General features: G+C 62.4%; 12 protein-coding genes and 1 tRNA gene. 8 read left to right on the top strand and 5 right to left on the bottom strand.

The genetic code is table 11. The features are described 5' to 3' along the window. Positions 1-173: 173 nt before the first annotated feature. Positions 174-258: transfer RNA gene (locus tag ACZ7GB_RS10575), tRNA-Leu, on the bottom strand. A 160-nt stretch (positions 259-418) separates the two neighbouring features. Here ACZ7GB_RS10575 and ACZ7GB_RS10570 point away from each other — a divergent pair. The 8 genes from ACZ7GB_RS10570 to mtgA all read left to right on the top strand — a co-directional run bounded on the left by ACZ7GB_RS10570 (position 419) and on the right by mtgA (position 11,716). Next, positions 419-1,405 carry a complex I NDUFA9 subunit family protein gene (locus ACZ7GB_RS10570; RefSeq protein WP_078570642.1) on the top strand — a complete coding sequence of 329 codons (987 nt, stop codon included), beginning with the start codon at positions 419-421 and terminating at the stop codon, positions 1,403-1,405. Between the two features lie 57 nt (positions 1,406-1,462). Then, positions 1,463-2,260, top strand: a complete 798-nt coding sequence (locus ACZ7GB_RS10565) for an undecaprenyl-diphosphate phosphatase (RefSeq protein ID WP_078523332.1) — start codon at positions 1,463-1,465, stop codon at positions 2,258-2,260. A 218-nt stretch (positions 2,261-2,478) separates the two neighbouring features. Next, entirely contained in the window at positions 2,479-3,912 is a 1,434-nt protein-coding gene (locus tag ACZ7GB_RS10560) for an NAD(P)-dependent oxidoreductase (RefSeq protein WP_078541530.1), read from the top strand. Positions 3,913-3,947: 35 nt separating this feature from the next. Continuing rightward, entirely contained in the window at positions 3,948-4,703 is a 756-nt protein-coding gene (locus tag ACZ7GB_RS10555; RefSeq protein ID WP_246831930.1) for a hypothetical protein, read from the top strand. Beyond that, positions 4,700-9,238, top strand: coding sequence for a glutamate synthase large subunit (gene gltB, locus ACZ7GB_RS10550; protein WP_472158621.1), 4,539 nt, complete (start codon positions 4,700-4,702; stop codon positions 9,236-9,238). Before ACZ7GB_RS10555 ends, gltB begins: the two co-directional genes overlap by 4 nt. 76 nt (positions 9,239-9,314) lie before the next feature. Continuing rightward, positions 9,315-9,890 carry a DUF1269 domain-containing protein gene (locus tag ACZ7GB_RS10545; RefSeq protein WP_472158619.1) on the top strand — a complete coding sequence of 192 codons (576 nt, stop codon included), beginning with the start codon at positions 9,315-9,317 and terminating at the stop codon, positions 9,888-9,890. Positions 9,891-10,020: 130 nt separating this feature from the next. Continuing rightward, the gene (locus tag ACZ7GB_RS10540; RefSeq protein WP_472158618.1) at positions 10,021-10,938 is read left to right on the top strand and encodes a Hint domain-containing protein; all 918 of its coding nucleotides are present in this window, start codon (positions 10,021-10,023) and stop codon (positions 10,936-10,938) included. A 31-nt stretch (positions 10,939-10,969) separates the two neighbouring features. Continuing rightward, positions 10,970-11,716 (top strand): monofunctional biosynthetic peptidoglycan transglycosylase, encoded by a 747-nt coding sequence (gene mtgA / locus ACZ7GB_RS10535; RefSeq protein WP_078570635.1) that lies wholly within the window; start codon positions 10,970-10,972, stop codon positions 11,714-11,716. Here the strand turns inward: mtgA and ACZ7GB_RS10530 are convergent, their stop codons facing one another. The 4 genes from ACZ7GB_RS10530 to ACZ7GB_RS10515 are packed head-to-tail and all read right to left on the bottom strand — an operon-like array spanning position 11,717 to position 15,507. After that, entirely contained in the window at positions 11,717-12,283 is a 567-nt protein-coding gene (locus tag ACZ7GB_RS10530; RefSeq protein ID WP_078523339.1) for a DUF3833 domain-containing protein, read from the bottom strand. 1 nt (position 12,284) lies between these two features. Then, positions 12,285-13,448, bottom strand: coding sequence for a class I SAM-dependent methyltransferase (locus tag ACZ7GB_RS10525; RefSeq protein ID WP_472158827.1), 1,164 nt, complete (start codon positions 13,446-13,448; stop codon positions 12,285-12,287). Further along, a complete protein-coding gene (locus tag ACZ7GB_RS10520; RefSeq protein WP_078570633.1) occupies positions 13,448-14,200 on the bottom strand; it encodes a DUF1365 domain-containing protein in 753 nt (250 codons plus the stop codon). Before ACZ7GB_RS10520 ends, ACZ7GB_RS10525 begins: the two co-directional genes overlap by 1 nt. Next, entirely contained in the window at positions 14,197-15,507 is a 1,311-nt protein-coding gene (locus ACZ7GB_RS10515; RefSeq protein WP_472158616.1) for an NAD(P)/FAD-dependent oxidoreductase, read from the bottom strand. Before ACZ7GB_RS10515 ends, ACZ7GB_RS10520 begins: the two co-directional genes overlap by 4 nt. Between the last annotated feature and the right edge of the window lie 97 nt (positions 15,508-15,604).

The raw sequence follows: 15,604 nt of genomic DNA, 5'->3' as shown, positions 1-15,604 counted from the left end.
CCGGAACCGGTGCGCCCGAATCTTATCGTTACGCCTCAGGATCGAGCCTCACGAACGATATTCATAACCCGCCTCATGAAATTCACATGCGGGACAGTTTTTGAGGCAAAATCAGGCCAAAAACAGAGAAAAGCTCGGAAAACCGAAGTTTTCCGAGCTTTTCGCTTGGTTTATGGTGCCCAGGAGAGGACTCGAACCTCCACGCCTTGCGGCACACGGACCTGAACCGTGCGCGTCTACCAATTCCGCCACCTGGGCAGGTGTCGTGGAGCGCGAGATACATAGCGGCGCTGGGACTGTCAACGGGGATCGACACGAAAAATTCGCAAGCTTCGACTCTTCGGGTCTTTGGCCTTGTTCCCGCGGGGGCGAGGCGGTAATCAAAGAACGAAATTCTTGCAAGGAAAGGCCTCTGCCCATGTCCAAGCTGGTTACGATCTACGGCGGTTCGGGGTTCGTCGGGCGCTATATCGCGCAGCGCATGGCAAAGGACGGTTGGCGGATTCGCGTTGCGGTCCGGCGTCCGAACGAGGCGCTCTTCGTCAAACCCTACGGTGCGGTCGGGCAAGTCGAGCCGGTCTTCTGCAATATTCGCGACGACGCCAGCGTGCGCGCGGCGATGCAGGGCGCGGATGCGGTGATCAACTGCGTCGGTATTCTCGTCAATGAAGGAAAGAACAAGTTCGGCGCCGTGCAAGCCGAAGGCGCAGGGCGCGTGGCGCGTATCGCTGCAGAGATGGATGTGCCGAAACTGGTGCAGATCTCGGCCATCGGCGCCAATCCCGACAGCGAGAGCGAATATGCCCGCACCAAGGCTGCAGGCGAGAAGGCGGTGCTGGATGCCTATCCGCAGGCCGTGATCCTGCGCCCCTCGATCATTTTCGGCAACGAGGACGGGTTCTTCAACAAATTCGCCTCGATGTCGCGCTTCACCCCGATCCTTCCGATCACCGGCGGTCACACGAAATTCCAGCCGGTCTTCGTCGACGACGTGGCGAAGGTCGCGGTGATGGCAGCGGACGGGAAAGTCTCGCCCGGCACCTATGAACTCGGCGGGCCGGATGTGGAGACGTTCCACGACCTGATGAAGCAGATGCTGACGGTGATTCACCGTCGTCGTCTCGTGCTGTCGCTGCCGCGCTGGGTTGCGAGCATCCTTGGCGGCGTCTTCGATCTGGGCCAAGCCGTCACCGGCGGTCTGTTCACGAACCGCATTCTCACGCGCGATCAGGTGAAGAACCTGCAAGCTGACAATGTCGTGTCCGAGGGCGCGAAAGGCTTCTCCGATCTCGGAATCCAGCCTATGGCAATGGAAGCGGTGATGCCCGGCTACCTGTGGCGCTTCCGCCCCGGTGGGCAATATGACGATATCAAAGCTTCGGCGAAGAACCTTCGCAAGACATAACCCCCTCCTTCCTCCCCGGTGCCGCTTGCGGCGCCTCTCTGACCTAGGCGGTATTTCTTGAGCTATCTGAACGACGTTCTGCTCGGTGTGATCGAAGGGATCACCGAGTTCCTCCCGATTTCGAGCACTGGCCACCTGATCCTGGCCGAACATTGGCTTGGCACGCGCTCGGATACCTACAACATCGTCATTCAGGCGGGGGCGATCCTTGCCGTGACGCTGATCTATTGGCGTCGCCTGATGGAGCTTCTGTTCAACTGGCGCAACCCGGAGAACCGCGACTATCTCGCGAAGCTCACCGTGGCCTTCCTGATCACCGCCGTTTTGGGCCTGATCGTGAAAAAGATGGGCTTCGAGCTGCCGACAACGATCCAACCCGTCGCCTGGGCGCTTGTGATCGGCGGCTTCTGGATGCTGTTTGCGGAACGCGTCGCGGATCGGCAGGCCGATAACAGCCAAATCTTCTGGCGCGTCGCCATCGCGGTCGGGATCGCGCAGATCGTGGCCGGGGTCTTTCCGGGCACCTCGCGCTCGGCCACGACGATTTTCGTGGCGATGCTTCTGGGCACCTCGAACCGGGCGGCGGCGACCGAATTCGCCTTCCTCGTCGGTATTCCCACCATGTACGCGGCGAGCGGTTACGAATTGCTCAAGCAGCTGAAGGACGGCACTGGCGGCAACGAGGATTGGGCCGGGCTCGGCATCGCTTTCGTCGTTTCGACCGTCACGGCCTTCGTCGCGGTGAAATGGCTCCTTGGCTATATTCAGGGGCACCGTTTCACCATCTTCGCGATCTACCGGATCATCTTCGGCGGGCTTCTGCTGAGCCTTGCGGCGGTCGGTGTGCTAGGCTGATCAGGAGCGAATCGCTTTTTGGCGGCGCGTCATCCTCAGGAAAATCAGAGTGAAGCAGCAATAAAGTAAATGAAGCTGACCTATTTTGAGCGAATTTGAGGTGCCTTCTCATGCGCCTCTCGCAAAAAATGCACATTTAGGTCAGCCTTGCTTACTTTTATTGCTGTGGCAGGCAGTGTAGTCATGCGCACCCACCGGTTTTCTAGGGAGGCGCCACAATGGCCAAGCAACCGATGCTCAAGTTCGTCAAGACGGCGAAAGAGATGCCTCAGAAGCGCGACGCGAACGTGCGCTCCCATGATTTCAACGAAATCTATCGCGAATACGCGGCCGAGAAGGCTGCCGAGCAGGCGAGCCGCTGCAGCCAATGCGGCGTGCCCTATTGCCACACGCATTGCCCGCTCCATAACAACATCCCCGACTGGCTCCGACTGACCGCCGAAGGTCGTCTGCAGGAAGCCTACGAGATGTCGCAGGCCACCAACACCTTCCCGGAAATCTGCGGCCGCATCTGCCCGCAGGACCGTCTGTGCGAAGGCAACTGCGTGATCGAACAGTCGGGCCACGGCACCGTCACCATCGGCGCGGTCGAGAAATACATCACCGACACCGCCTTCGACATGGGCTGGGTCAAGCCGATCAAACCGGCGACCGAGCGCGCCGAAAGCGTCGGCATCATCGGCGCGGGCCCGGGGGGTCTGGCGGCCGCCGACGCGCTGCGTCGCGCTGGCGTGCAGGTCACGGTCTATGACCGTTATGACCGCGCGGGCGGGCTGATGACCTATGGCATCCCCGGCTTCAAGCTGGAGAAAGACATCGTCATGCAGCGCGTGAAGCAGCTGGAAGATGGCGGCGTCGAATTCGTGCTGAACTGCAATGTCGGCACCGATATTTCCTTCGACGCGATCCGCGGCAAGCATGACGCGGTTCTGATCGCGACGGGCGTCTACAAGACGCGCGAACTGACCGACGAAGGCGCGGATGCAGCCGGCATCGTGCGCGCGATCGACTATCTCACCGCCTCGAACCGCAAGAGCTTCGGCGACGACGTGGCCGAGTTCGAAGACGGCACGCTGAACGCGGAAGGCAAGCGCGTCATCGTCATCGGCGGCGGCGACACCGCGATGGACTGCGTGCGTACCGCGATCCGTCAGGGCGCCAAATCGGTGAAATGTCTCTATCGCCGTGACCGCGCCAACATGCCGGGCTCGCAGCGCGAAGTGCAGAACGCCGAGGAAGAGGGCGTGGAATTCGTCTGGCTCTCCGCCCCCGCGGCCTTCTCGGGCAACCCGGTCACCAACTGCTCGGTGCAGCAGATGCGTCTGGGCGCGCCGGATGCCTCGGGTCGTCAGAGCCCCGAGAAGATCGAGGGCGGCATCTATGACGAAGAGGCCGATCTGGTGATTAAGGCGCTCGGCTTCGAGCCCGAAGACCTGCCCGGCGCTTGGGAGGCCGACGATCTGGAGACCACCCGCTGGGGCACCGTGAAGGCCGAATTCGGCACCCACGCGACCTCGATCCCGGGCGTCTATGCGGTCGGCGACATCGTGCGCGGCGCAAGCCTCGTCGTCTGGGCGATCCGCGACGGGCGCGAAGCGGCGGGCTCGATTCTGCGCTATCTCGAAAACGTGGCGGCGGTGGCGGCGGAGTGATCCGCGCCCTGCCGATCTGAAAAGGAATGTATGCGATGCGGTCGAATTTTCTCGGCATGGCGATCTGCGGGGGGCTGTTCAGCGCCCTGCCCGCCCATGCCGCGGATTTCGAGCCACCGCAGGGCTGCGAGGTCTTCATGACCGTCCAGATGCATAACTGTCAGGTCGCCAATTACTACCGCTGCGCCGCCGATCCCGAGGGCGATCTCTGGACCGCCTTCGCGGATGGTGAGGGCATCTATTACCTGAGCCATATCGATGCCGAGACGCGCTGGCTTGAAAGCGTGTCGACCGATACCGGCGAGATCGAGATGTTCGATCCGGGCGCGTCGAAGGATGCTCCCTCGTTCTCGGCGCTCCTGTCGGACGGCAAGGACGATTACGATTTCGTCACGCGCTCGAATTACCGGGGCCTGCGCCGCTATGTCGGCAGCGATACCCTCACGGGCAAGTCTGTCAGCATCGACGATGTCCCGCTCGAGACGATCACCTTCGATCTGCGCGAGGATGACCAGAACGGCCAGACCGTCGCGACCCGCACCGGCACGCAATATATCTCGCGCAAGTATCGCGTGTTTTTCAGCGGCGCGGAGCGGTTCGAGAACGATCAGGGCGACGTTGTGAGCTATGACGACAGCCCCGTGCGCTTCGACTTTCCCGGCGATCCCGGTTTCTCGACCGAGACGCCCGAATATGACTGCGACCTGATGATGACGCAGGCCGATCTTCGGCCCACGCAAGTCAGCCTCGCCCCCCTTTCCCGCTCTTTCTCCAAGGAGGCACTGCAATGACCAAATATGACGAAGCCTGGGTGGCCGCCGAGGAAGCGAAACGCCAGTGGATGAACGAGAATTCGCTGTGGAAGGAAGAAGACGAGAAGGCGTCCTGCGGCGTCGGCCTCGTGGTGTCGATCGACGGCAAGGCCTCGCGTCGCGTCGTGGAGAACGGCATCGACGCGCTGAAGGCGATCTGGCACCGCGGCGCGGTCGATGCCGACGGCAAGACCGGCGACGGCGCGGGCATCCACGTCCAGATCCCCGCCCCCTTCTTCTACGACCAGATCCGCCGCACCGGCCACGAGCCGGACATGGAGAAAATGGTCGCCGTCGGTCAGGTCTTCCTGCCGCGTACCGATTTCGGCGCGCAGGAGCGCTGCCGCACGATCGTGGAATCCGAAGTTCTGCGGATGGGTCACTACATCTACGGCTGGCGCCACGTCCCGGTGAACACCGAAGTGCTGGGTGAGAAAGCCAATTCGACCCGCCCCGAGATCGAGCAGATCCTGATCCGCAACGACAAGGATATCGACGAGGAGCAGTTCGAGCGCGAGCTCTACATCATCCGCCGCCGTATCGAGAAAGCGGCGATCGCGGCGCAGATCAACGGGCTCTACATGTGCTCGCTGTCGTGCCGCTCGATCATCTACAAGGGCATGATGCTGGCTGAGCAGGTCGCGGAATTCTATCCCGACCTGAAAGACGAGCGCTTCGAATCCGCCTTCGCGATCTATCACCAGCGCTATTCCACCAACACCTTCCCGCAATGGTGGCTGGCGCAGCCCTTCCGGATGCTGGCGCATAACGGCGAGATCAACACGATCAAGGGCAACACCAACTGGATGAAGAGCCATGAAATCCGCATGGCCTCCTCGGCTTTCGGCGACAGCGCCGAAGACATCAAGCCGATCATCCCGGCGGGGGCGTCCGACTCCGGCGCGCTCGATGCGGTGTTCGAACTGATGGTCCGTTCGGGCCGCAACGCGCCGATGGTGAAGACGATGCTCGTGCCCGAGCCGTGGTCGAAATCCACCGACACGATGCCCTCCGCGTGGCAGGACATGTATGCCTATTGCAACGCCGTGATGGAGCCGTGGGACGGCCCGGCGGCGCTAGCGATGACCGATGGTCGCTGGGTCTGCGGCGGTCTCGACCGCAACGGTCTGCGTCCGCTGCGCTATGTCATCACCGGCGACGGCGTTCTGATCGCAGGTTCCGAAGCCGGCATGGTGCCGGTCGATGAGGCGAGCGTTGTCGAGAAAGGCGCGCTTGGTCCGGGCCAGATGATCGCGGTCGATATGCGCGAGGGCAAGCTCTACCACGACACCGAAATCAAGGACAAACTGGCGGCCGCTCAGCCCTTCGGCGAGTGGGTCGGCAAGGTCACCGATCTGAACGCGATCCTCGTGGACGTCCCGGAGAACCCGAAATTCTCGGGCGGTGAGCTGCGCAAGCGTCAGGTCGCGGCGGGCTATTCGGTCGAAGAGATCGAACAGATCCTCGCGCCGATGGCCGAGGACGGCAAGGAAGCCATCGCTTCGATGGGCGACGACACGCCGCCTGCGGTTCTGTCCAAGCAATACCGCCCTCTGAGCCACTTCTTCCGTCAGAACTTCAGCCAGGTCACCAACCCGCCGATCGACTCGCTTCGCGAAAGCCGGGTGATGTCGCTCAAGACGCGCTTCGGTAACCTCAAGAACGTGCTCGACGAGGATAGCTCGCAGACCGAGATCTGGATCTTGGAGAGCCCGTTCCTCGCGAATTCGGAATTCGATCACATGCTCAACGAATTCGGCGAGCAGGTGACGATCATCGACTGCACCTTCCCGGCCAATTCCGATCAGGAGGCACTGCGCGAAGGTCTGACCCGGATCCGTCAGGAAGCCGAAGACGCGGTGCGCTCGGGTGCGCTTCATATCGTTCTGAGCGATGAGGAGCAGGACGAAGACAAAGTCGCGATGCCGATGATCCTCGCGACCTCGGCGGTGCATAGCTGGCTGACGCAGAAAGGCCTGCGGACCTTCTGCTCGATCAACGTGCGTTCTGCGGAATGTATCGACCCGCATTACTTCGCGGTGCTGATCGGCTCGGGCGCAACCACGGTGAACGCCTATCTCGCACAGGACACGCTGGCCGACCGGATCGACCGTGGTCTGCTGGGCGGCACGCTTGTCGACGCGATGCGCAAATATCGCGACGCGATCGACGCCGGCCTGCTGAAGATCATGTCGAAGATGGGGATCTCGGTGATTTCCTCCTATCGCGGCGGTCTGAACTTCGAAGCCGTGGGTCTGTCGCGCGCAATGGTCGCCGAATATTTCCCCGGCATGCACTCGCGCATCTCCGGCATTGGTCTGCACGGCATCCAGCACGCGCTGGAAGGTGTGCATGCCAAGGGCTGGAAAGGCGGTCAGGACGTTCTCCCGATCGGTGGCTTCTACAAGGCCCGCCGCACCGGCGAGGCCCATGCCTGGGGTGCGCAGTCGATGCACATGCTGCAATCGGCCTGTAACCGCGCGAGCTACGATCTTTGGAAGCAATACAGCTCGATGATGCGGGCGAACCCGCCGATCCATATCCGCGACATGCTGGATATCAAATCGCTGGGCAAACCGGTCCCGATCGAAGAGGTCGAGTCGATCACCTCGATCCGCAAGCGCTTCGTGACGCCGGGCATGTCGCTGGGGGCGCTGTCGCCCGAGGCGCACAAGCTCTTGAACGTCGCGATGAACCGGATCGGCGCGAAGTCGGACTCGGGGGAAGGCGGCGAGGATCCGGCGCATTTCGTGCCCGAACCCAATGGCGACAACCCGTCGGCGAAGATCAAGCAGGTGGCTTCGGGTCGTTTCGGTGTGACCGCCGAATACCTCAACCACTGCGAAGAGCTTGAGATCAAGGTCGCTCAGGGCGCGAAGCCCGGCGAGGGCGGCCAGCTTCCGGGGATGAAAGTCACCGACCTGATCGCGCGTCTGCGGCACTCGACCAAGGGCGTGACCCTGATCTCGCCGCCGCCGCACCACGACATCTACTCGATCGAAGACCTCGCGCAGCTGATCTACGACCTCAAGCAGATCAACCCGAAGGTCAAAGTTACGGTGAAGCTGGTGGCGTCCTCGGGCGTCGGCACGATCGCGGCCGGTGTCGCGAAGGCGAAGGCCGACATCATCCTGATCTCGGGCCACAATGGCGGCACGGGCGCATCGCCCGCGACCTCGATCAAATATGCCGGTCTCCCGTGGGAGATGGGTCTGACCGAGGCGCATCAGGTGCTCGCGATGAACAACCTGCGCGAACGCGTCACCCTGCGGACCGATGGCGGTCTGCGCACGGGCCGCGACATCGTGATGGCTGCGATGATGGGTGCCGAGGAATACGGCATCGGCACCGCCGCCCTGATCGCGATGGGATGCATCATGGTCCGTCAGTGTCAGTCGAACACCTGCCCGGTGGGCGTCTGTACGCAGGACCCGGAGCTGCGCGCCAAGTTCACCGGCACGGCGGACAAGGTGGTGAACCTCATCACCTTCTACGCTCAGGAAGTGCGCGAAATCCTCGCCTCGATCGGTGCGCGTTCGCTCGACGAGGTGATCGGTCGCGCCGATCTTCTCAGCCAGGTGAGCCGCGGTTCGGCCCATCTCGACGATCTGGACCTCAATCCACTCCTGATCACCGTCGATGGCTGGGACAAAATCGTCTACGACCGTTCGAAGCCGCGTAACTGGGTCTCGGATACGCTCGATGCGGAGATCATCAAGGATGGTCATCGCTTCTTCGAGGAAGGCGAGAAGATGCAGCTCTCCTACGCGGTGCGCAACACGCTGCGCACCATCGGGACGCGCGCTTCGAGCCATATCGTGAAGAACTTCGGGATGCGCAACGCGCTGCAGTCGGACCACCTGACGGTGAAGCTGACCGGCTCCTGCGGTCAGTCGCTGGGCGCTTTCGCGGCTCCGGGTCTGAAGATCGAAGTCTCGGGCGATGCCAACGACTATGTCGGCAAGGGTCTCTCGGGCGGCATGATCGTCGTGCGTCCGCCGATGGCCTCGCCGCTGGTGGCGTCGGAGAACACGATCATCGGCAACACCGTGCTTTACGGCGCGACCGAGGGTCATCTGTTCGCGGCGGGCCGCGCAGGCGAGCGCTTCGCGGTGCGCAACTCGGGTGCGAAAGTGGTGATCGAGGGCTGCGGCTCCAACGGCTGTGAATACATGACCGGCGGCGTCGCGGTGATCCTCGGCTCGATCGGCCCGAACTTCGGTGCGGGCATGACCGGCGGGATGGCCTATCTCTACGATCCGGACAACACGGCGGAAGAGCTGATCAATCTCGAAAGCCTTGTCACCTGCGGTCTGGGCCACGAGCATTGGGAAGCCGAGCTGAAAGGCCTGATCGAGCGTCACGTCGCCGAAACGGGATCGCGCAAAGGCGCCGATATTCTCCAGCACTGGGAGACCGAGAAGGCGAACTTCCTGCAGGTCTGCCCGAAGGAGATGTTGGCGCATCTGTCCTACCCGCTCAGCGACGAACCGCAGGCGATGCCGGCGGAATAAGGGAACTCTTTCCCCTACGGAACCGTTTCAGAGGGCGAAGCACATGCTTCGCCCTTTGTTCTGTCTGGAGGTAACGATGTCCGAACTGTTGGTGATGGCGCATGAAACCGAGGCTGCGGGTTTCGCGACGCGCGAGGAACTCAGAGCACTGGAAAGAGAAGGATTTTTCCGGTCGCAGGACATTGTCGTCGTGACCCGAGACGAAAACGGCGAGATTAACGTTCATGAAAGCAGCAACACGATGGCGCTTGGCGCGATCGGTGGCGCTGTCTGGGGCGGGCTGCTGGGTCTCGTCTTCCTGTCGCCGGTCGTCGGCGCGGCAATCGGTGCGGGCGCGGGCGCTGTGTCCGGCAAGTTCACCGATCTGGGATTGAACGACTCTTTCCTGCGCGAAGCGGGCGAAAGCCTGCCGCAAGGCGGCTCGGCTGTGTTCATCTTGCTTAAGAAGGGCACCGCTGCAGAGGCCCTCGACCGGATGAAGACCCTAGGCCACGCGAGCGGCCGCGTGCTGCAGATCCCCTTGCCGGAAGATTTCCACGAGCGGCTCGAATCCGCCCTGTCTTCGGGGGGCACCACAGCCTTTACCGGCGAGGAAATCACCGAAGGCGCCACCGGAAATCTCGCGCGGATGGTGGGCCCCTCTGCCCTCTAAACCCGCTGTGACCGGGATGTCACTCTTTAACCCGTAGTTAACTTTGCGCCCCACAGGCGCCTTTGTGTCGCCCTGATCTCTGCTTACCAAGTAACGAATAATTTATAATAACGTTACTCGAGCAGCAAAAATGGCAACCTATTACGACCAGTTCTACATCATGGATCCGGGCAGTCCGCCCCCTGCGGGCACGGCGCTTTCGCCGACGACATATGAAATTGTCGATCGGAATAACGACAATTGGATTTCCAGCAGCAACAGTGCCCGCGACACGATCAACGGCCAACGCGTCACCGATGTCTGGCGTGGCGACACGATCACCATCGAGCGTCCGAACGGCGTGCAAGAGACGATCACAGGCGACACGTTCTACCTGCGCGACGGGAGTGCCGTATTCACGCCGTCCGATGGCACGATCCTCCACAACGCGACCTTCATCAGCTCCACCTATGTCACGCAGAGCACCCAAGCGCCGGTCGGCGATCTGGGGCCGGAATGTTTCCTCGCCGGGACGCGGATCGACACGCCAGACGGGCCGCGACCGGTGGAGCGGCTCAAGGCCGGCGATCTTGTCATGACCCAGGATGACGGGCCGCAGCCTCTTCTTTGGACGGGTGGTCGGGTCTGTCGCGGCGTCGGGGCCTATGCACCGATCCGGTTCGCGCCGGGGGCTATGGGAAATCGACGCGCTCTTTACGTGTCTCAACAACATCGGATGTTGCTGCGCGGCTGGCGCGCCGAGATCGCCTGCGCCCATAGCGAAGTTCTGGTCGCCGCCAAGCATCTCGTAAACGGCAATAGCATTCGGGTGGCTCCGCGCCCGCGCGTGCAGTACCGCCACCTGCTTTTCGCGCGCCATCACATCCTCATGGCCGAGGGCGCGCCGACCGAGAGCCTGTTTCCCGGCAATGTCGTCCTTGAAGACGACCACGGTATCGCGCGCGAAATACGCACCGCGTGGAAGCGGGTGTCCGATGCGCCGATCGAAACCATGGTAACCGCGCGACAGGTCGCGCGTGGACCGGAATTGGCGCTGCTTGTCGCTTGACCCTTCGGGGCACGCTGTGACTTATACGCACATGGCTAAGAGCAAGAAAAAATCGGGCCGCAAACCCGCCAAACGCAGCACGAAATCGAGCGTTTCCAGCAGCATGCGCGCGCCTTTCCGCACCGCCCTGAAATGGGCCCTGCGGGGCGTGATGGGTCTCGTTGCGCTGGTGCTTGTGCTGATGGTCCTGTTCAAATTCGTTAATCCGCCGACCACCTGGACGATGTGGAGCGAACGCCAGCGTCTTGGTGCCGTCGATCAGAAATGGGTGCCGATCGAGGATATCGCGCCCGTGCTCGCCCGCTCCGTCGTCGCGGCGGAGGACGCGAATTTCTGCAACCACTGGGGCTTCGACATGCGCGCGATCCGCAAGGCGATCGACGATGGCGCCAATCGCGGCGCCTCGACGATCACCCAGCAGACCGTGAAGAACGTGTTCCTCTGGCAGGGCCGAAACTGGCTGCGCAAGGCGCTTGAGGCGTCGATGACGCCGCTGGCCGAGGCGATCTGGGGCAAGAAGCGGATCTTGGAAATCTATCTTAACGTCGCTGAATTCGACGAGGGCGCGTTCGGGGTGGATGCCGCCGCGCATCGCTATTTCCGCACCACGCCCGACAAGCTGAGCGCCCGCCAATCTGCCTTGATCGCTGGCGTCCTGCCCGACCCGAAGGACCGTTCGGCGGCGAAGCCCGGCAGCTTCCTGTCGCGCCGCGCGCAATCGATCATGGACGGCGCGGCGACGATCCAGAAGGACGGGCGCGCAAGCTGCTTCGAGTGATCACTCGGCCGGTTCGGTCATCGGGCGCATGACGGCGAAGAGCTCGGCCACCTTGATCCCGAATTTGCGCATCTGCGACCGATTCAGCAGCGTCCCGTCCGGCATCAGGTAAATCCAGTCGGTCACGTCGAGCACGTGGCCGCCCGCATCCTCGGGCAACCGCAGCCGATAGCGCATCCGCAGCGCATTGCCCGACTGCTCCATCTCGGCGCGACCTTCGATGTCGTCGGCGGTCGAGCTGATCTCGCCGTTCGGCCCGAACTGGATATTCCAGGCACGGCTCTGTCGCCTACCGGAGGCATATTCGAACTCCTCCTCGATCACGCCGCCATCATTGGTGAACCGCCCCGTCATCACGGCACGGAAGCGCGAGGTGACCCGCCCGTCGGGGCCGTAGATCATGCCATGCGCCTCGACAGGGCCCTCGAACGCCCGGCGAATATCGAATTCCGGGCTTTCGGCCGCGTAATCCGCAGACTTTTGCGCCGGGAAGGAGAAGAAGAAATGCCGGATCAAGAGAGCCGCCAGGATCAGAACCGCGAGGGTGAAAAGCAATTTTAACAACATCTTACGCCCTCGTATGTGCCAGTTGGACCTGCACCACATCGGTATGGCCTACCGCGAAGGCCGCCGCGCAGGCTTCGAGATAATAGGACCAGTTGCGCAGGAACTCCGGCCCGAAGCCAAGTTCGGTCGCGCGCGCGCTGCGCTCTTTCAGACGGGTGGCCCATTGCCGGCAGGTCTCGGCATAGTCTTGCCCGAAGGCGAAGCTTTCCTTCACCGCCAACCCGGCCTTCGCCGCCTGATCGCGGATCACCCCGTCGGACAGAAGCATCCCGCCCGGGAAAGTGTATTGCCGGATAAAATCGGAGGTCTCGCGATATTTCGGAAAGTAGGAATCAGACACTGTTATGGCCTGAATCATCGCTGATCCGCCCTCCGCCAGTCGATCTTTCACGGTTTGGAAATAGTTCGGCCAATAGCGCTCACCGACCGCTTCGATCATCTCGATCGAGACGATATGATCGAACTTGCCCGGCGTGTGGCGATAGTCCTGCAACCGGATATCGGCCCGCCCGTCGAGCCGCGCATCGGCGTAGCCTTTCTGGCTGGGCGAGATCGTGATCCCGGTGACATGACGCCCCTGCTCGGCCGCGCGTTCGGCGAAATGCCCCCAGCCGCAGCCGATCTCCAGCACCTGTTCCCCGTCGCCCATCTGGTCGAGAATGCGGTCGAGCTTGCGGTTCTGCGCCCGGTGCAGATCGTTGTCCCCCGGCGCGAAAAGGGCAGAGGAATAGCTCATCCCCTCGTCCAGCCAGAGCTGGTAAAACTCGTTGCCCACGTCGTAATGCGCCCGGATGTTGCGCGACGCCCCGCGCAGCGAATTGGCCCGCATCAGCCGGTCGATCAGGCGGAACTTCAGGTTCGACCAGAAGCCCGCATAGGCGTAACCGTCGACCACATCGAGGTTTTTAAGCGCGAGCGAGAGAAGCGCCTCGATCGAGGAAGTCTCCCACAGCCCCGCGATATAGGCCTCGCCCAGGCCGACATCGCCGCGCGACGCCATCGCCACCACGGCCTGCCAATCGCGGATTTCCATGTCGGCTTGCGGCTCCCCGCGACCGAAACTGCGCACGGTGCCGTCAGGCAGGCGCAGATGCAGCGTCCCCTGCTCGATCTTCTCGCAGGTCGCGAGGAATTCGCCGCGGATCCGGTTGGTCAGGAAAGGCATCATTGGCTGATCTCCTCGCTGGGGGGTGTGGGCCGCGACAGGTAGCGGGCGCCTTTGAGCTTGAGTCGCAGGGCCTGCCAGTAGATCAGGCCGAGCGTGCGGATCGGGGTGAGCGGGCGGCGCAGCGCCATACCGAGAAGCGCCGCCGAAGTCAGTTTGCGGCGTTGGGTCGCGAGGGTGGCCACGACGCCCTCCTCGCCATTGCGGTGATCGATGCGGATGCGGATATGCTCGGCTCCGAGGTCGAAGCGGAACCGATATTCCCCGGCGATGGTCTGGAACGGGGAGACGTAGAAGATTTTCGCAGCGTGAAGCTCAGTTTCTGCTGAAATAGGGTCGAAATTTGGGGTAGCGCAGAGATAGGAGTGCCGATCGCCGAACGTGTTGTTCACCTCTGCGATCACGGCGCGCAGATCGTCTTGCGCATCATAGGCCAGCCAGAAATTCACCGGGTTGAACCCGGCCCCGAGGATCTTCGGCTGGGTCAGAAGCCGCAGCTGCGCGATCTCTGGCGCACCGTGACGCGAGAGCTGCTTGCGGACCCATTCGGCCCCCGCGCCGCGGCCGGGCGCCCCGCCGTAATCCTTGTCATGCACCGTCGCGAGGTTGCGTCCGCGGCGCGAGAAAATCCGCGGCCACGGGCCCGGCGCGTCGGGATCGATCATCACGTAGTCGACGTGATAGCGGAACTGGTGGGAAATCGCGCCCCGCCGCGCATGAACCGTATGACCGGGGCAGAACTCGCCGCTCATGCGGGCACCTTTTCGAAGTCGACCTGCGGCTGCGCCCCGCGATTGAGCTCGCGCGCCACCCGAACCGCCGAAGCAAACCCATCCTCGTGGAAACCATGGCGGAGCCATGCGCCCGCGAACCACGTGCGATTCAGACCCTGTATCGACTGGATTTCGCCCTGCGCCTGTATCGCTGCGCGATCGAAGACCGGGTGCCAGAAGACCTCGTGATCGTAGATCGTCTCCTCGGCAATCGGCGCATCGGGGTTCAGCGTGACGAAAAGCGGATCGCTCTCGCGAATGTTTTGCAGCTTGTTCATCCAATAGGTCACGCCAAGCCGCGTCTCATTCGCGCGGGTCTGCGCCTGATAGACCCAGCTCGACCAGCAAGCGCGGCGGCGCGGCATCTGCGCCACGTCGCGATGCAGATAGACGTCGTTGGGCTGATAGCGGACCGCCGACAGCGCGGCCTGTTCCTGCGGGGTCGGCTTGGCCAGCAGCTTGAGCGCCTGATCGGAATGGGTGGCGATGATGACTTGGTCGAACTGATCCGGGAGGGCCTTTTCCGCTGAAATAGTGACTGAATTGCGCTGTCGCTCGATCGCGGTGACCGGCGTTCCGGTGCGGAATTCGACACCGCGCAGGCGCAGGGCAGCCTCGAGCCGCTTCACATATTCGATCGACCCGCCCGAGACCGTCCACCACTGGTGCTGACCGGTCGCCGACAAAAGCGCGTGGTTCTCGAAAAAGCGCAGAAGGCTTTTCGCGGGGAACGCGCCGATCTGATCGGCGGGCGTGGACCAGATCGCCCCGCAGATCGGCAGCAGGTAATAGCGCCGGAACCACTCGCCCAGATTCAACTCGTCCAGCAGACCGTCAATCGTCACCTCATCGCTTTGCGCGACAGCGACGGCCTTGGCGTTGAACTTCGCGATATCCGCGACCATGCGCAGAAAACCCGGCCGGGCCAAATTCCGCTTCTGCGCAACGAGGCTGTTCAGGTCGCGCAGAGCATATTCGATGCGGCCCTGATCGATCGTCACGCCAAAGCTCATGTCGGATTTCTCGACCGGCACATCGAGCTCTGAGAACAGGCGCGTTAGATGCGGATAATTCGCGTAGTTGAACACGATGAACCCGGTATCGACCGGCTGATCGCCGTTGCGCCCCGCAGTGATCGTACGCGAATGCCCTCCAAGCCGCGTCTCCGCCTCATAGATGGTAACGCGGTTATGCGGTGCGAGTTGCCACGCCGCCGCCAGACCGGAAATCCCGGATCCGATGATCGCGATGCGTTGCGCATGTGGATGCAGGGCATCAAATGACATTCGAATTCTCCCAAGCTCTTGAAGGCGTAACGGTGCATATTACCGTTTGGATCAGAAGTTTTTTCGCATCGCATGTGAACCGCTATCTCATAAGCTG

It is taken from the genome of Thioclava sp. PTB-PU3-1 (assembly GCF_055666785.1).
Note: the sequence above shows the minus strand (reverse complement) of the source record. Positions and strands in the feature narration are given on the sequence as shown.